At 63.6% G+C, this 14808-nt stretch carries 9 protein-coding genes; 4 read left to right on the top strand and 5 right to left on the bottom strand.

The window, feature by feature from the left end:
* Nucleotides 1-238 precede the first annotated feature (238 nt).
* Nucleotides 239-1795: a DUF222 domain-containing protein gene (locus tag ABTV68_RS17420; RefSeq protein ID WP_433674936.1), complete on the bottom strand. Its 1557-nt coding sequence runs from the start codon at nucleotides 1793-1795 to the stop codon at nucleotides 239-241.
* Nucleotides 1796-2158: 363 nt separating this feature from the next.
* Between ABTV68_RS17420 and ABTV68_RS17415 the strand changes: the two genes are divergently transcribed.
* The gene (locus tag ABTV68_RS17415; RefSeq protein ID WP_433674935.1) at nucleotides 2159-4510 is read left to right on the top strand and encodes a glycosyltransferase; all 2352 of its coding nucleotides are present in this window, start codon (nucleotides 2159-2161) and stop codon (nucleotides 4508-4510) included.
* A 250-nt stretch (nucleotides 4511-4760) separates the two neighbouring features.
* Here ABTV68_RS17415 and ABTV68_RS17410 read toward each other — a convergent pair whose 3' ends face one another.
* The 3 genes from ABTV68_RS17410 to ABTV68_RS17400 all read right to left on the bottom strand — a co-directional run bounded on the left by ABTV68_RS17410 (nucleotide 4761) and on the right by ABTV68_RS17400 (nucleotide 8092).
* Complete coding sequence (locus ABTV68_RS17410; protein ID WP_433674934.1) at nucleotides 4761-5462, bottom strand: acyltransferase; 702 nt, start codon at nucleotides 5460-5462, stop codon at nucleotides 4761-4763.
* Nucleotides 5463-5523: 61 nt separating this feature from the next.
* Nucleotides 5524-7116 carry an ATP-binding cassette domain-containing protein gene (locus tag ABTV68_RS17405; protein WP_433674933.1) on the bottom strand — a complete coding sequence of 531 codons (1593 nt, stop codon included), beginning with the start codon at nucleotides 7114-7116 and terminating at the stop codon, nucleotides 5524-5526.
* Between the two features lie 121 nt (nucleotides 7117-7237).
* Nucleotides 7238-8092 (bottom strand): ABC transporter permease, encoded by an 855-nt coding sequence (locus ABTV68_RS17400; RefSeq protein ID WP_433674932.1) that lies wholly within the window; start codon nucleotides 8090-8092, stop codon nucleotides 7238-7240.
* Nucleotides 8093-8337: 245 nt separating this feature from the next.
* Here ABTV68_RS17400 and ABTV68_RS17395 point away from each other — a divergent pair, with 245 nt between their 5' ends.
* The 3 genes from ABTV68_RS17395 (at nucleotide 8338) to ABTV68_RS17385 (ending at nucleotide 11273) form a co-directional block, all read left to right on the top strand.
* Nucleotides 8338-9546 (top strand): hypothetical protein, encoded by a 1209-nt coding sequence (locus tag ABTV68_RS17395; RefSeq protein WP_433674931.1) that lies wholly within the window; start codon nucleotides 8338-8340, stop codon nucleotides 9544-9546.
* A gap of 11 nt (nucleotides 9547-9557) precedes the next feature.
* Nucleotides 9558-10286: a hypothetical protein gene (locus tag ABTV68_RS17390; RefSeq protein ID WP_433674930.1), complete on the top strand. Its 729-nt coding sequence runs from the start codon at nucleotides 9558-9560 to the stop codon at nucleotides 10284-10286.
* A gap of 69 nt (nucleotides 10287-10355) precedes the next feature.
* Nucleotides 10356-11273 (top strand): hypothetical protein, encoded by a 918-nt coding sequence (locus ABTV68_RS17385; protein ID WP_433674929.1) that lies wholly within the window; start codon nucleotides 10356-10358, stop codon nucleotides 11271-11273.
* A gap of 58 nt (nucleotides 11274-11331) precedes the next feature.
* Here the strand turns inward: ABTV68_RS17385 and ABTV68_RS17380 are convergent, their stop codons facing one another.
* Nucleotides 11332-14718, bottom strand: coding sequence for a glycosyltransferase family 2 protein (locus ABTV68_RS17380; protein WP_433677639.1), 3387 nt, complete (start codon nucleotides 14716-14718; stop codon nucleotides 11332-11334).
* Nucleotides 14719-14808 lie beyond the last annotated feature (90 nt).

The raw sequence follows: 14808 nt of genomic DNA, 5'->3' as shown, positions 1-14808 counted from the left end.
CGAGAGAGGCGTCAGGCTGCCCTCTGCCGGTGCGGAAGGTGTCGGGCGCCGTGCATCGGGCTGGGGGATACCGCTCTCTTTCAGCACGGGACGATGTCGATTGCCGCGCGCGGACACGGAACCGTGAGGAGCGCGCCGGTGCACGACGGCGTCGAGCCGCGCCGTGTCGTGATCGTGTGGAAATCACGTGCTGATCACAAGTTGGCGCTGAGCGGACACGGAAGACGGGCATGGATTCTCACCATGGTGGTTCGCCGTCACCAGAGTTCTCGCCACCTGGGCCGTTGCTGCCGTGTTCGTGTTCGTGTTCGTGCTCACCTGTGGGTGTGAAGGTGACGGCACGGGGTGGTGGGTTTTCGGTGTGGCGGTATCCGGCGGGTGTGTGGAAGATGACGGTGCCGTCCTTGTCGGGGTGGGGCGTGATCTTCCAGTCGGCACTGGTCTTGAGCGTGTGGTGTCGGCGGCAGAGTGGGGCGAGGTTGGTGATGTCGGTCTTGCCGCCGTTCGCCCAGTCGTGGTTGTGGTCGATGTCGGTGTAGCGGATGGGGACGCGGCAGCCGGGGTGTCGGCAGTGTTGGTCGCGGTGGGTGAGGAAGCGTTTCATGTCCGAGGTCGGCCGGTACCGGTCGGTGGCGAGGATGGCGCCGGTGATGGGGTGGGTGAGGATGCGGTCCAAGCCGGGTTGGTTTCCGGCGAGGGCGCGGGCGGTGTCCGCGTCGATGGGGGTGATGCCATCCAACTCGGCGCCGGTGTCGTCTTGTTCGAGGAGGGTGAGGACCGGGATAGTGACGGCGACGGTGGCGTGGATGGATCCGATCGCGGTGTCAACGCTGGTGGGGGTGGTGGTCAGGAGCAGGTCGGCGAGGATGTCGGCGCGGATCTGATCCACCGTCCGCACATCACGGAACTCCGCAGCACCTGCGTCAGCGGCGGCGTCACCAGCGCCAGCAGTGGCGGCACCTGCGCGGGTGCCGGCACCCGCTCCCGCTCCTGGGTTGATGCTGGCTTCATCGTCGGCGTCGCCGTTCGTGTCAATGCGCGACGCTGCGCCGGGTTCGATGTCCGCGCCGGTGTCGGTGGAGATCCAGACGTCTCCGCCGGAGCCTACACGAGCACCCGGGCCGAAGGTTTTCCCAGCGCCAGCGCCAGCGCCAGCGCCAGCACCAGTACCAGTACCTGCACCGGCGTTTCTGGCTGCTTTGTTGCTGGCGCGGAGGGCGTGGGCCATCTGATCCAACCGGTCCTTCACCCCGTGCGCCAGCACCGACGGGAGCAGGGCGTGCAGGGTAGCCATGCCGTCCAGGTCGTCAGTGACCCAGACGGTACGGGCGCGGCGGGCCTCACGATGGCGCTCCGTGATCGAGACGTCACGGACCTGTTCCGCGACAGGGCCCAGCAGGTGACGCAGACGATTCGCAGACTCCACCCGCGCCAACTCCAGCGCACGCTCGACGAACGCGTCCCGGGCGGGGCCTTCCTCCACCGGCAGCCCGTGCTGCAGAATCGCCCCAACATGCGCGATGCTGATCTCGCCGTGAGACAGCGCTTCATGTACGGCGGGGAAGCTCTCGACGAGCTGAAGGGCGTCGGACATCTGCCGTTGGATCGTGCGGTCGCTGACGCGCAAAGCGGCGCCTACCTCCGCCGCAAACGAGCGCAACATGAGGTCTGCATCCGACGAGCGTCCGGACGCGCCCGACAACGTCACGAGATCCGCGAGCAGCACGGCCTCCAATGCGTCCGTCGCCGCGCGCGACCGGGACAGCGCCACCAGAGCATCCACGTACGCACGCATGACCGCGACATCCGCATCTCCGTATGCGCCGTCGTGGGCAGTACTGGAGGGGGGCCTTCGGGCTTCACCTACGAATGTCATACACAAAGTCTGCCGCCAACAATAGAACAAATGTACGAGATTGGCGCGATTGTGGATAACTCAGCGTGGGCATCGTGCATGGAACGCCTGGCGGCCCGGCCGCCGCCGACGCGCGCCTTCGCCGCGGAAGCTGACCGAGGCGAGGCCGACTGCAGCAGAAGCGCGGAGAGCGACAACGGCGAACGCCGGCACGAGAGCAGGTTCGGTGCGATGCGTCGCGGTTGCGCCGCGAGCTCGCCCCGTGCCGAGGCGGCGGGGGCCGCACAGCCTACAATCGGTGTGGTGACCCCGGTTCCTGCTGTCTCCATCGTGATGCCGGTGTTCGACGACGAGCTGACGCTCGCGGCGTCGATCGAGAGCGCGCTGGCGCAGACCCTCGCCGATATCGAGATCATCTGCGTCGACGACGCATCCACCGACGGAACCGCCGCCGTCGTCGAGAGCTTCGCCGCGCGCGATCCGCGTGTGCGTCTGATTCGACAGGAGCGCAACCTCTCGGCGTTCCAGGCGCGTCGCGTCGGGATCCTCGCCGCTGCGGCCGAGTACGTGCTGTTCCTCGATGGCGATGATGAGCTGGTTCCCAACGCCGCGCAGCGGGCAGTCGAAGTGGCGCGCGAGAGTGACGCGGAGCTGGTCGGTTTCGGGGTCACGGTCATCGACAAGAACGGCCACACGGGCGGCTCGTATGAGCGGCGCCTGCAGCCGCGTCATGAGCGACTCGATGGACCGGCTGCCGTCCTCGAGGGACTCTTCCCGGTCGGAAAACCTGCCCAGGGACAGCTCTGGCGCTTCCTCTTCCGCACGCGCGTCCTGCGCGATGCGTATGCCGAGCTTCCCGACGACCTCGCCCTGCCCCGCGTCAATGACCTGCCCCTGATGTTCCTGGTTGCGGCGCTCGCGACTCGCTATGTGTCGATCGAGGAGAAGCTGTACCGCTACCACTTCGGTCGCGGAGGCAGCGGCCAGGTGGTCGACAGCATTGAACGTGCCGAGTTCTACGTCTCGGCGATCCGGTCGATCGAAAGCATCCGCTCGGCTGTCGAGACACTCGCCGCGAGCCATGAGGAGCCGCAGGCGCTCACGGAAGCATACGAGTCGGCTCGGCTGTCGATCGTGGGCTACGTCACGTCGCAACTGATCGATCGCAGCGACAGCACGGTGCTCGATGCCGCGCTGGCTCACCTGCATGAGGTGGCGTCCGCTCACGACATCATTCAAGGCGCGGCACAGTTCTACCCCCGCGTGCTGACGGTGCTGAAGTTCCACACCCCGTGGCAGCCAATCGGCGATCGTCCCGTACGCAGCGTGCTGCTCGCCACGTCGACGCTGCGCACCGGCGGTGTCTCGGCTGTTCTCGCCTCCCAGGCTCACTACCTGCGCGAGGCCGGCTATCGCGTGACGGTGGTGGCTCGGAGCAAGGGCAGCGACCCGCAGGCCGTTCCGCCGGGAGTCGAGTTCGTCGAGCTCGAGTCCCGCGAACTCGTGGACCGCATGCAGGAGTGGGCGGGAATCTGCCGTGAGCACGAGATCGACGTGGTCATCGATCACCAAGTGCTTTACACGAGGTACTGGCCCGAGTTCGCCCTGATGGCGCGCTCCGAGGGGGCAGCAACGGTCGGCTGGCTGCACAACTTCGTGGGTCGACCCATCTACGACGGGAATGATCGGCTATCGCTGATCGAGCAGTGCAGCAACACACTCGCGCAGCTCATCACCCTCTCACCGCTGGACGTGGCGTACTTCAAGCTGCGGGGCGTGGATCACGCGGCATTTGTGCCGAATCCGCCGTCTCCGATGCTGCAGGCCTCGGTCACGCAGCACGTGACGAAGGTGCCGCCGGCTGGGCATATCGAGCTGGTGTGGTGGGGACGCCTCGAGCAGCGCACCAAGCAGGTGACCGAACTGATCGAGATCGGTGTGCAACTGCGCAAGCTGTCTGTCGACTTCCGACTTACGGTGATCGGACCCGACTGGGACACGCTCACCGCAAAGAAGTTCAATGCGGAGGCGCGGCGGCGTCGTGTCGGCGACCAGGTGGTGGCGATCGGTCCACGGCGCGGTGATGACCTGATCGCCGCAATCGATGCCGCCGATGCGTTCGTGTCCACGAGCATCATCGAGGGGTATCAGCTCACGATTGCGGAGGCACAGGCGCGCGGTCTGCCGGTGTTCATGTACGAGCTGCCGTGGCTGACCCTGGTGCAGGACAACAACGGAGTTGTGGCCGTGGCGCAGGGGGACGCGGCAGGGCTGGCGCGTCAGATCAGCGAGGTGCTCGGAGACGCCGATCGCTATCGGGAGCTCTCCGACGCGTCGTTGACGGCCGCTGCGCGCGCTCTCGACTACGACTTCGCCGCGCTCTACACCAGTGTGGTGGAGGGGTCGCTGCCCGCAGAGTTCTCTCCGGCTCCGACGATGGAGGACGCTCAGCAGCTCCTCGGGCTCATGGTCTTCTTCGCCGAGCGCGCCCCGCGCCGCGGCCGTGAGGGGACGTCGCAGGGGACGGTGGATCAGTCGTCACTCGGTGTGCGGGTATGGCAGTCGGCGGCACCGCTCGGGCGCGCGACGTTGGCGCGGGTTCCGGGCCTTCGGCCCCTGGCGCATCGCGCGAAGGGCTGGCTCCGGGCGCGCTGACCGCGAAGGCGGGAAGCCTGCTCAGCCTACGGGCCGGCGCCAGGACTCGCTGTCCGGTGACGCTGAAGCACCAGTGGTACCGCGACGGCACTGCCATCACGGGCACCACGGCAACAACCCACGCGCTCACGACGTCAGATGCTGGAAGAAGCTCACGGCTCGTGTCACTGAGACGAAGCCCGGGTGCGCCACCGTCGTGAGAATGAGCGCTGCGACGGAGTGAGTGATCTGCTGGCTTGGGTTCAGGTTCTTAGCGGTTCGGAACGTTGCGGGGCTGAGCGCCGTTGTCCTTCGGGAAGCCGTTCGTCCACTCAACCCGTGATCGTCGAATTGCAGCTGGGGTTCCAGCTAGAAGTGCGTTCTGCTCCACGAACCGCTTGTTGACGATACTTCGCGCGGCCACGACCGAACCTGATCCGATTTCCGCCTTGTTGAGCAAGATCACCTGATTGCCGACCCAAACATGATCACCCACGGTGATGCCAACCTCGGGGTTCAGTAGTTCGCCCGAGTCCATGTCCCAGAGGCCGTGGTGGCTGGAGCCGCGCACAGACACGTTTGAGGCAAAGAGGCAGTCTCGACCGATCGTCACAGCCACGCCATCGGAAAGCGCGCCGATGATGTGCGTCGCGCCGTTGAAAACGGTACCGTCGCCAACGGAGACAGCCGCACCTGACGACACTCGGCCGTTGTTCAGCACGAAGGAGATCTTCAGTCCGCCGAAGGCGACTCTGATCGAGCCGAGTGAGACAACGCAGTTCGCTGCCGACCCGAGGTCGATCTGCACATTCTGATAGCGGCCGGCGGAAGACAGCTGGACAACGTTGCCAACACTCGTCGGTTTGAATGTGACTGTGACGCCTCGTGGGAGCCCTTCCGCTTCCGTAATTCGTTCGCTGTCCAGCCAGATTTCATTGGCCTCGTAGGGGTTCTCGGGGGCTGCATCGTGCATGTGGTCAGACTATCGATCGAGGCGCGGCCTTGTCATGCAACTTGTTGCTGCGAACTGCGCGTCAGGGCGCTGGGGTGGTAGCACCGTCGGTCGGCGGAGGGGTGGCGGGATTCTCCGACGTCGGCTCGGGGCTCGGTTCACCGTCCGTGGGCTGGGGGTCAGGCGTTTGGGTGGGATCGGGCGTCGGCTCAGCCGGCCCACCTGTCGGGTCGGGAATCGAAGGTTCGGTCGGCTGCTCGGGCTGAGGTTGAGGATCGGGCTCAGGCTCAACCGGGGTATCAGTCTCGGTCTCGGTCTCATCCGGCACAGTGATCTCGGGTTCTGGCGGCAGCTCCCGGCTCACACTGACCGCAGAACTCACCTGCTGGCCTGCGGCGTTTTCCACGACGAGCGTGTAGGTCTGAGTTTCAACGCTGCACGCAAACGGCAGTCCCTGGCCGGCAGAAGATGGGGGAAGATCCGTCAGAAGTGGGACGCCGGCAGGGTTGGCCTCGTCGGGAGAACCAGTCAGGCTGACGCGCGTTGCGCCGCTCACCTCCCAGCTCAGCTGCGCTTCGCCCGACCCATCTACGGACTCGCAGAACACGGTTGCTGCGAGTGGCGCGAAGCTTGCGATGACAGGTAGCACGGGAGTCGGGAGGGGCGTTGGAGTGGGTGCCGCCGACACGACAGCTCGCAACTCGGTGAGCTCGGTTCTCTCAGCTTCGTTCGACACGAGCGCGATCGCTGCTCCCGCGCCGACAGCGGCGATCACTGCTGTGCCGGTAACCACGGCGGCGATGACCTTGCGACGCTTCTTCTGTCGTGTCGCCTCAAGATAGCGTTCGCGTCGGGCCTTATCGCGAGCACTCTCCTTGAGACCGGCAGTCGACACGGGGGCCGTGATCTCACCTGCGATCTTCGGTTTCGCAGACACGGAGTCCCGCAGCTTGTCGACCAGCGGAGGTTTGATCGGCTTGGGCTGAAGAGCTGCTCCAACTGCGACGCTGGCCGGGTTCTTCGTCCACTTCGTGTACTCGGCGACCACATCCTTTGTGGGCCCATCGGCACGCAGTTCACCCTTGTGTATCCAGAGTGAGCGCTCGCAAGTGTCTTTCAGAGACCCCACGGAGTGGCTCACGATCATCACGAGACCGGCGCTGTCTCGCAGTCCGCGGATGCGCTCTTCGCTCTTCAATTTGAAGCGTCGATCGCCGACAGCCAGTGCCTCATCGACAAGGAGGATGGAGTGCGCCTTCGACGACGCGATCGCGAATCTCAATCGCGCACCCATTCCAGACGAATAGGTGCGCATGGGGTGGGTGATGAAGTCGTTCAGCTCAGCGAAATCGGCGATCTCGTCGACACGATCTGCGGCTTCCTGTGCGGTGAATCCCATCGCGAGCAGGCCCAGCTTGATGTTGTTCTCGCCGGACAGCTGAGGCATCAAAGCTGCATTGACTCCCAGGAGTACGGGACGGTCCGCCGCCCAGATGCTCCCCGACGAGGTCGGCAGGAGGCCACTCATTGCGCGGAAAAGCGTCGACTTGCCCGATCCGTTGTGGCCGACGACGCCGATCGTTTCGCCCTCGTTCGCCGTGAAGGAGACGCCTCGCAGAGCGGGCACCGTCTTGATCTCACGTCCGCCACGGAAGGAGCGAAGATTGAGCATCATGTCTCGAGCGCTCAGCCGCTTGCCTGATGCGAAAACCCGATACGTGACGTGTGCATCGTCGACGACCATCATGGGTCTGGGAGCGGTTGCCAGGGGCGCCACAGAGACGCCAGTACCCGGCTCAATCACCGAGGCCATACCGCGCCTCCGCCCGCCAGAAGTAGATGACTCCGATGACCAAGGCGCTGATCGCCCAGATGGGTGCCGCGATCACAGCGAGGGTCGGAGCCGGGTGCGATTCGAGCATCACACCGCGCACCAGCGCGATGAAGTCATAGGTCGGGATGAGATGCGCGATGGTCAGGATCACCGGCTTGTCGGCGAAAACGACATCGAGCTGGAAGAAGATCGAGCTTCCGTAGAAGAGGACGCGATTGATCACGGGGATGAACTGCTGGACGTCGCGAAGCCATACGGACATGCGCGCCACGATGAGTGCCACACCGAGATTGAACACGGCCATCAGAGCGAGTACCGGGATGACGAGCAACCAGGACCAGCTTGCGGGTATCCCGAAGACAAGGAGGAGGACCGCCATCAGCACAACCATCGGGATCATGCGGATCGTCTGCTCGATCACGACTGACACCGGCAGGAGGATGCGAGGGAACCCCAAACTCTGCACGAGCTTCGCGTTTCCTGTGATGGCGCGTGAGCCGTTCATGAACGACCCCGTGAAGAACTCGAACGTGAACACGCCCGTCAGAAGGTACGGCACCCAGTCAGCGGGCTTCGCGGAACTCGCGAGCACCGCGCCGAAAATCGTGCCGTAGATCACCGCGGTGAACAGCGGCTTCAACACGATCCACAGGATACCGAGCCTGTTTTCTAGGAGGCCGCCGACGAGATGGTAGCTTGCATGACGTAGGGCGAAACCCCGACGGCGCCATGCTTCTGCGATGTAGGTCCGAAAGGGCGGCCGTTGCCCCACCTCGTACAGGTCGCCCGGGACGGGCGCTGCGTGTGCTTCGGCCATCGGTTGGTTGTCTCCTTGAGTTGAGCGCTCCGCGCCAGGGATGCGGAGCACCCGCACGATTCTACCCCCGGGGGTAGCGCGTCATGTCCGAGCGGTCACATGATGCCCGCATCGCATAGTAGGCTTGGGTCGGGCTGCAGGCTGACAGCGGGCACTCAGAATGCGCGCAATCTCGACGTGAGTGCCGAACTCTCGAACACATTCACTGCAGCGTCAACCGCCCCGACCCGACGGAAGTGTAGATCGTGGACAACAGCGCAGTGGAGACCGGCGTACCCGAGGCATGGCTGACAGCATTGGCGAACCTCGTCTCAGTGCGCTCGCCGCTTGCCGGGGCCCTGTACCAGCGACTTGTGAACCGTCCGGAGTGGACTCCGGCTCAGCGAGCAGCTTTTGTTAAACTCGCGCCCTGGGTCGGTCCGAACGCCGCGCCGGCACCCACCCCAGAGGTGGCGTCGGGTGACATCGCGTTCGGCGTGATGGGTTACCACACCCCTGATCCCATTCAGACGTCGCGCAACATCGGCGACTGGGTGCAGACACTGTCGATGATGTCGCATGTGCTTCGCCGTCCCGCGATCGAGCTCGCCGGCGACGAAGATCTCGTGCGCGTTCTCGGTGAGGTTCAGGACAATGTGCCGGACGAGAACAAATTGGCGGGACCAGCTGGGCGACTCCACTTGGTGGAAGTCAACCGCGATGCGACCCTCTACGACTCTTTGCCCGAGCACACGTGGACCTTCGTGTTCGGGTGGTACATGAAGCAGGTTTACGGCGGTCGCGACCAGTTCCCGCTGAACGATCGCATCATCCCACTCTTCATCTCGTTCCACATCAGCCACGCTCGCTTCCTCACTCCTGCTGCTGTCGAGTACCTCAAGGCGAACGCGCCCGTGGGCTGTCGCGACTGGCACACTGTCCGTCTGCTGCACGACAAGGGCATCCCCGCTTACTTCTCTGGCTGCATGACGACCACTGTGGGCGGTCTTTTCCCCGCTGTAGAAATCGATCCGTCGAAGCCTGTCGCCTATGTGGACGCGAATGCCCCGGAAGGGGCCACGGGCATCGTTCGGTTGAAGAACCTGGATGATGGTCTGCGCACGCGCCCTCTGGCGCAGTCGATGACGCAGGCGATCGACCGGATGAACCGCTACCGCAATGATTTCTCGCGCATCGTCACTTCGCGGCTGCACACGGCGTTGCCTGCTGAATCGTGCGGTCTCGTGATCGAATGGCAGCCTCGCGATCCGAAGGACCGGCGGTTCGTGGGGCTGATCGGCGAGAACGAACCTCCACGCGACAAGATGCGGGAACGCATCTCCGGGATCATGCGAGTGCTCATTGACGCGATCTTGAGCGGCGAATCTCCCGAGGCGGTCCGTGAGCTCTATGCGCGCGAGGTCGCGGACGACCTTCTCGTCGCTCGTGAGCGACTCGAAGCTGAAGCAAAGTAAGGCAGAGACAAGTGACTAATCTCATCTGGCAGTACCATGTCGACGCCAACCGCACGTACGACGGCCCCGATCGCAAGAAGATGGCGATGGCCTCAGCTGAGCTTGCCACGCTCTACGCGATGAAGCACGGTGCGGAGTATCAGATCGCCTCGCACTCGCGTTGGTGGTCCGAGGGCTACCACGGCGGGCCTGCTATCGAGCGCTTTCAGCTGCTGGACGAGAAGTACGACGTCTACGACTACGTGTTGTATCTCGACACGGATATTCTGATCTCTGCGGACGCTCCCAACATCTTCGAGGAATACGCGGGTGCGGTGGTTGCCGCGAACAACCAGAACCATTCGCAGGATAAGCTGCGGCTCACCGACGGCTGGCTGAAGTCGGAGTTTCCTGACCCGCAACGCTACCTGAAGAGCTACGCCAATGGTGCCATTCTGCTGATGTCGCGAGAATTCCGGCAGTATCTGCGGGGCGTCCTTGACGTTGCGGACATGCAGGTCGACGTGGGGCGGCACTGGACCCGAGATGGGATGCTGGTGCGCTGGCCGGTCTACGATCAGTCGCTGCTGTCGTACTGGCTTGCGATGTCCCCGTACACGCTGAAGGGAATCGACCGGAGCTGGATCTACGGTCCTCACTTCTACAACCATGGCGGACCGAAGACCGAAGAGAACCTCCAGCGGTACTTCGATAGGTACAAGGCGCTCCGCGACCAGTGGGTTGCGGCAGTCGACCGCTGATCGCCGCGCGATCGATCTGCTGCATACTGCTGCACGAGCGGGTCGATTGGCGTCAGTTACGATTTCGTCATGACTAGCGCGCCGTCCCTCCTGTTGATGGGAGACAGCCATATTCGCTACTTCGCGAAGGCTGCTGCCTACGACCTGCTCTACCCCTATCAGACGGACAGTCTCGAAGTCGGTGGCGCGACCGCCGTGGGCATGCGGAACCCGAACTCCAAGACTGACGCGATCGGCAGGTTTCGCCGCTGGGTGTCCGACAAAGACCGCGACTCAGAAGTTCTGCTGCATCTCGGCGAAGTGGATTGCGGTTACGTCATCTGGTATCGGTCCGAGCGATATCAGGAGCCCGTTGAGACTCAGATGAGAGAGTCTCTCGACGCTTACTTCGAATTCGTCGACGAATTGCTCGCGGCGGGGTTCTCCCGAATTATCATCACGGGTGCCACTCTCCCCACCATCACAGATGACGACCAGGTGGGCGAGGTGGTGCTGGCACGTAGCTCGATCACAGCATCCATGATCGAGCGCACTCAACTGACGCTGGAGTACAACCGTGCTCTTGCTGCACGGGCCTCCGCACGTGGTTTGTCCTTCGTCGACATCTCGGAGGACGTGCTCGACCCGACAACCGGAGTCGTCAGCAATCGCCTTCGGAACCCGAAGGCGGAAGATCATCACATGCATGTGCCGCTGGCGGCGGCGTACTGGGCTCGGCGGCTCCTTCCCCACCTGGAACATGCACCCGCGCCTGCCGCGGAAGTTCACTGGATGGCGAATCGCGACACGTTCCTCAAGGGGTTCTCAGCGCATTCTGCTCGGATGCCTGAGGAGCTTCTGGTTCCGGTTCCCAAGGGCGGCGTAGTCGTTGCAGGGGAAGTCGTTGTGCGGGAAGACTACACGCTCCTCCAGGATGTTCGCTTTCGCGGCCGCCAGTATCCGATGATCAGGGTTCTCCCTTCGCGACACTTCAGGCGTCTGGCGTAGGTGAGACGGAAAGGGCCCCTCGGCAGATGCCGAGGGGCCCTTTCCGCGTCCGCTGGCGTCAGGATGTCTCGCGGGTGAGGAGAGGAATCAGCTCGTGACGGCGTCGGTCGTAGGTCTCCTGTAGCTCTGCGGGAACGCGATCGCGAGCCCACTCCAGGAGGTGAAGCGCGAACGCTCGCCACTGGTCCTGGACCTCCGGGAATGCCTCGAGTGTCGAGATACGCTCGTGAGTGCTGCGAAGGGCCTCGAGGACGGCGAGCCGCCGGGAGTCGCTGATGTTCGTGACCTGACTGCGCGTCGCGAACTTGCGGTGCGCGCACACCTCTACATCCAGATAGCTGATGCTCTGCGCGCCGACGACGGAGTGCCAGTGATAGAGGACGTCGTTATGTACGACCGTGGCACCGAAGAAGATGTTCGCGTCGTGCAGCAGCGACGTCCGGATGATGCGATTCCACGGATAGTTGATCACTTGAGCCAAGATGGCTCGCCGCTGATCGTTTCGGGTTGCTTCGGGCAGCTGCGCCCAGAGCTCCCGATCGCTGTTGAACATCGCCTGAGAGCGGCCCTCGTCGACGAAATCGATCCGATACTTCACGAACAGAAGGTCCGCCGATTCGGTATCGGCCTGAGTAACTGCAGCGGCCAAGGCATCGGCGTCGATCACGTCGTCGGCGTCGAGGAAGAAGGTGTAACGGCCTGTGCAGAGCGGAATGATGGAGTTCCGCGCTCGGCCGGCCCCCCGGTTGCCCTGCGCGAAAACGTGCACGTTCGTGTGGCTGGCTTCATACTCTTTGAGCACGTTGAGCGAGTCGTCTGTCGACCCGTCGTCCACTGCCAGCACGTTGAATCGCAGCCCACTCAGCGCAAGCACGGAGTCCAGCGTCTCTCGGAGCAGATCGGCGCTGTTGAAGACCGGGATCACGATGGTCAAATCGATGTCGGGGTATGCCGAGCGATACGTGACCAGACGAGACCGAATGAGCGGAGGCACCACCACGTTCGGAGCTGCGGCGATCGCTCGCTCATAGATATCGCCGAGGCCGCGGCGGATCAAAGCGGCCGCAGATGCCTGTGTCTGGCTCTTGACCGTCCAGTTGCTCCGGTCGAGATAGCTGAAGAAAGCCTCGAAGAGAACGTCGCGTCGTTCGTCGGTGCTCTCCGTGATGAAGTTCAAGACAGTGTTCGCGTGGTTGACGAAGGAACCGAGCTTGTAGGCCTGTGCTCCCATCGTCTGGCCTTCGCGCTCTTGACGGTGGAAGCTGATGACCTCATCACAAGCGACTACCCGCTGTGCGCGCGAAAGCACAAACCAGTGCAGAGGATTGTCCTCATAGAAGTAGTCGCCCTCGGGGTACAGGATCCCGTTTGCTTGCAGGAAACTCCGACGGTAGAGCTTGCGCCACGGGACGGGCGAGAGACGGAACAGATCAGGATGAGTGAAGGCCGAAATGGGTGTGTTGAGCGGGAACTCATTCCACACCGCGTGATCATATGCCCGGCCGCCTTCCTTGAGCTTGTCAGAGAAGGTCTGGAAGTCGCCGATGATCAATTCAGCGTCATGGGTCTCGGCTAGCTGTACCATCCGTGCCAAGCCAGACTTGGTGACGTAGTCGTCACTGTCCGCAAACGCCACGTACTCACCTCGGGCGGCGCGGATGCCAACATTGCTGGGGACACCTGCTCCTCCCAAGGTGTTGTGATCGAGCGCGAACACTCGCACTCGCGGATCCTTCTTCCAGTACTTTGCGATGATGCGGCGCCCGTTGTCAGTGGACGCGTCATCGATCAGGATGAGCTCGATATCGGTGAAGTCCTGTTCGAGGACCGAGCTGATTGCGGCGTCGAGATAAGGCTCGACGTTATAGACCGGCATGATGACCGACACGACGGGCGCGGATTCGACGCGTGGCAGACCAAAGCTGGGGCCGAAGTGCTGACGCTCACGATGTGCAGGGGCGTGGGCCGCACTCCCCCCTGCACGCAACGGCAGGCGCGGGAGGTTTCGAAGGCGGCTCTGGATCTCGCGGCTGAGCCTCTTCCCTACACGCACGGCTTTGGACGGCTGGGGCGAGGCAACCAGGAGACGGCCGCCGGACAACATCTGGGGCTGCCAATCACCCGTGCCGGACAGCGTGGCCTCTGGTTCGAAGCTGATCGGAAAATCGACGAGGCCCAGGGGAGTGCGGAAGGAGCCGAAGATCTGCCACCGCGAGTCGGCGAACTTCGTCAACGGCCGCTGCCAGATCCGAGCTCCATCAGCACTCGTGGAGATGGCGAAATCGCGGCGCCGGATGACCGAATCGTCGACTTTCCGCAGTGCGTACACGGCGGCAATCGATGAAGTGTGGGCCTCGGAGATCGTCAGCTCGATCTGCTCCGCGACCACAGCCGCTCTGGAGATAGCAGCAGATGCATACTCCCGTGCGAACTGTCGGCTCGCGGGCTGATCTGCAGTTGCGGTCTGAGAGAGAACTCGGAATCCACCAGCGTCTGTGCGAAGTGCCAGTCGATCGCTCTGGTTCCAGAAGACAGTTCTGGGCGAGGTCGCGGCCGTGCGAGTCACGACTCGATCATCGCCGGCGTCGTAGTCGACGCAAACCGTCCACTCACTGCCCGCATCTGGCTTCAGCGTGGTCGTGCACGTGAGCTCCAGCGTGCTCACGGCGGCGAGCGTGAGCTGAATATCGGACTCCGAGGCAACGAGACGCACCTGTCGAACGATCGAAGGCGCCTCGGTGCTGATCGTCAAAGTCACGTCGTCACCGCTTGTGGCAAAGGCCGTGACGGCAGGTACCGGCAAGGTGGGAGGAGCAACGTCCCATTCAGGGGCTACCCCGAACCAGCTCGCCACGGTGTCCACCACGTCGGGCTTGGCGATCGTGGAGCCTCTCACATCCCCTGCTGATGCGTCTTCGACGACGACGACGCGGCGTGCGGTGATTCCGGATCGTTCCTGCGGATGGCCCTGTGCAGCGACCGCATGGCGTACGACGACCAAACCTGCGTCGGCGGGGTCGTCGAAGCCAATTCGGTCTACTGCCCCTGAGTCGACGAGCGCCTGCAGCTCAAGGGGGAAGAACGCCATTCCTCGCGGGCCCTGCAGGGAATCGGACTGGAGAATCCCAATGCGCAGGCCAGAATTGGCCGCGACCTTCAGCTCTTCTGCGACGGTCGTGTGGAAGCTCGACAGGCGCGCAGAGTCGCGTCCATCCAGAACGACGACGAGGTCGAACGTGAGCCGTTCGCTGCTGCTGGAGATCCACCGTCGCGGGGCGTGGAATGCGCGGGAAGTCTGGGGGAACGGGATGAATGGATCCTGTTGCCCCGACTCGATGCGCGACAGGAACCGCCGTGTAGCACTCCAATAGATGAGGCGGTCGGGGTGGTTCCAGATGTTTGTGCCGAAGTCCGCGCCGGAGAGGCTCGCCTCGTCAGCGAGCATGAACTGGAGCGGAACTCCGGGTAGGAGAGTGGGGATAGGACGCTTGGTGACGGATTCCAGCCGCTTGCGGAACTCAGTGTCCGCGCTCTT

Origin of the sequence: Microbacterium gorillae (assembly GCF_050990725.1) — a bacterium.
Classification (GTDB): Bacteria; Actinomycetota; Actinomycetes; order Actinomycetales; family Microbacteriaceae; genus Microbacterium; species Microbacterium gorillae_A.
The sequence above is the reverse complement of the archived record's forward strand: the minus strand, read 5'-3'. Positions and strand labels throughout refer to the sequence as shown.

Excerpts from the sequence above, each read along its gene's own strand:
- ABTV68_RS17400 (WP_433674932.1), bottom strand. The coding sequence starts at position 8,092 with ATGGCCGAAGCACACGCAGCGCCCGTCCCGGGCGACCTGTACGAGGTG.
- ABTV68_RS17385 (WP_433674929.1), top strand. The coding sequence starts at position 10,356 with ATGACTAGCGCGCCGTCCCTCCTGTTGATGGGAGACAGCCATATTCGC.
- ABTV68_RS17405 (WP_433674933.1), bottom strand. The coding sequence starts at position 7,116 with ATGATGCTCAATCTTCGCTCCTTCCGTGGCGGACGTGAGATCAAGACG.
- ABTV68_RS17410 (WP_433674934.1), bottom strand. The coding sequence starts at position 5,462 with ATGCACGATGCAGCCCCCGAGAACCCCTACGAGGCCAATGAAATCTGG.
- ABTV68_RS17420 (WP_433674936.1), bottom strand. The coding sequence starts at position 1,795 with ATGCGTGCGTACGTGGATGCTCTGGTGGCGCTGTCCCGGTCGCGCGCG.
- ABTV68_RS17380 (WP_433677639.1), bottom strand. The coding sequence starts at position 14,718 with ATGCTCGCTGACGAGGCGAGCCTCTCCGGCGCGGACTTCGGCACAAAC.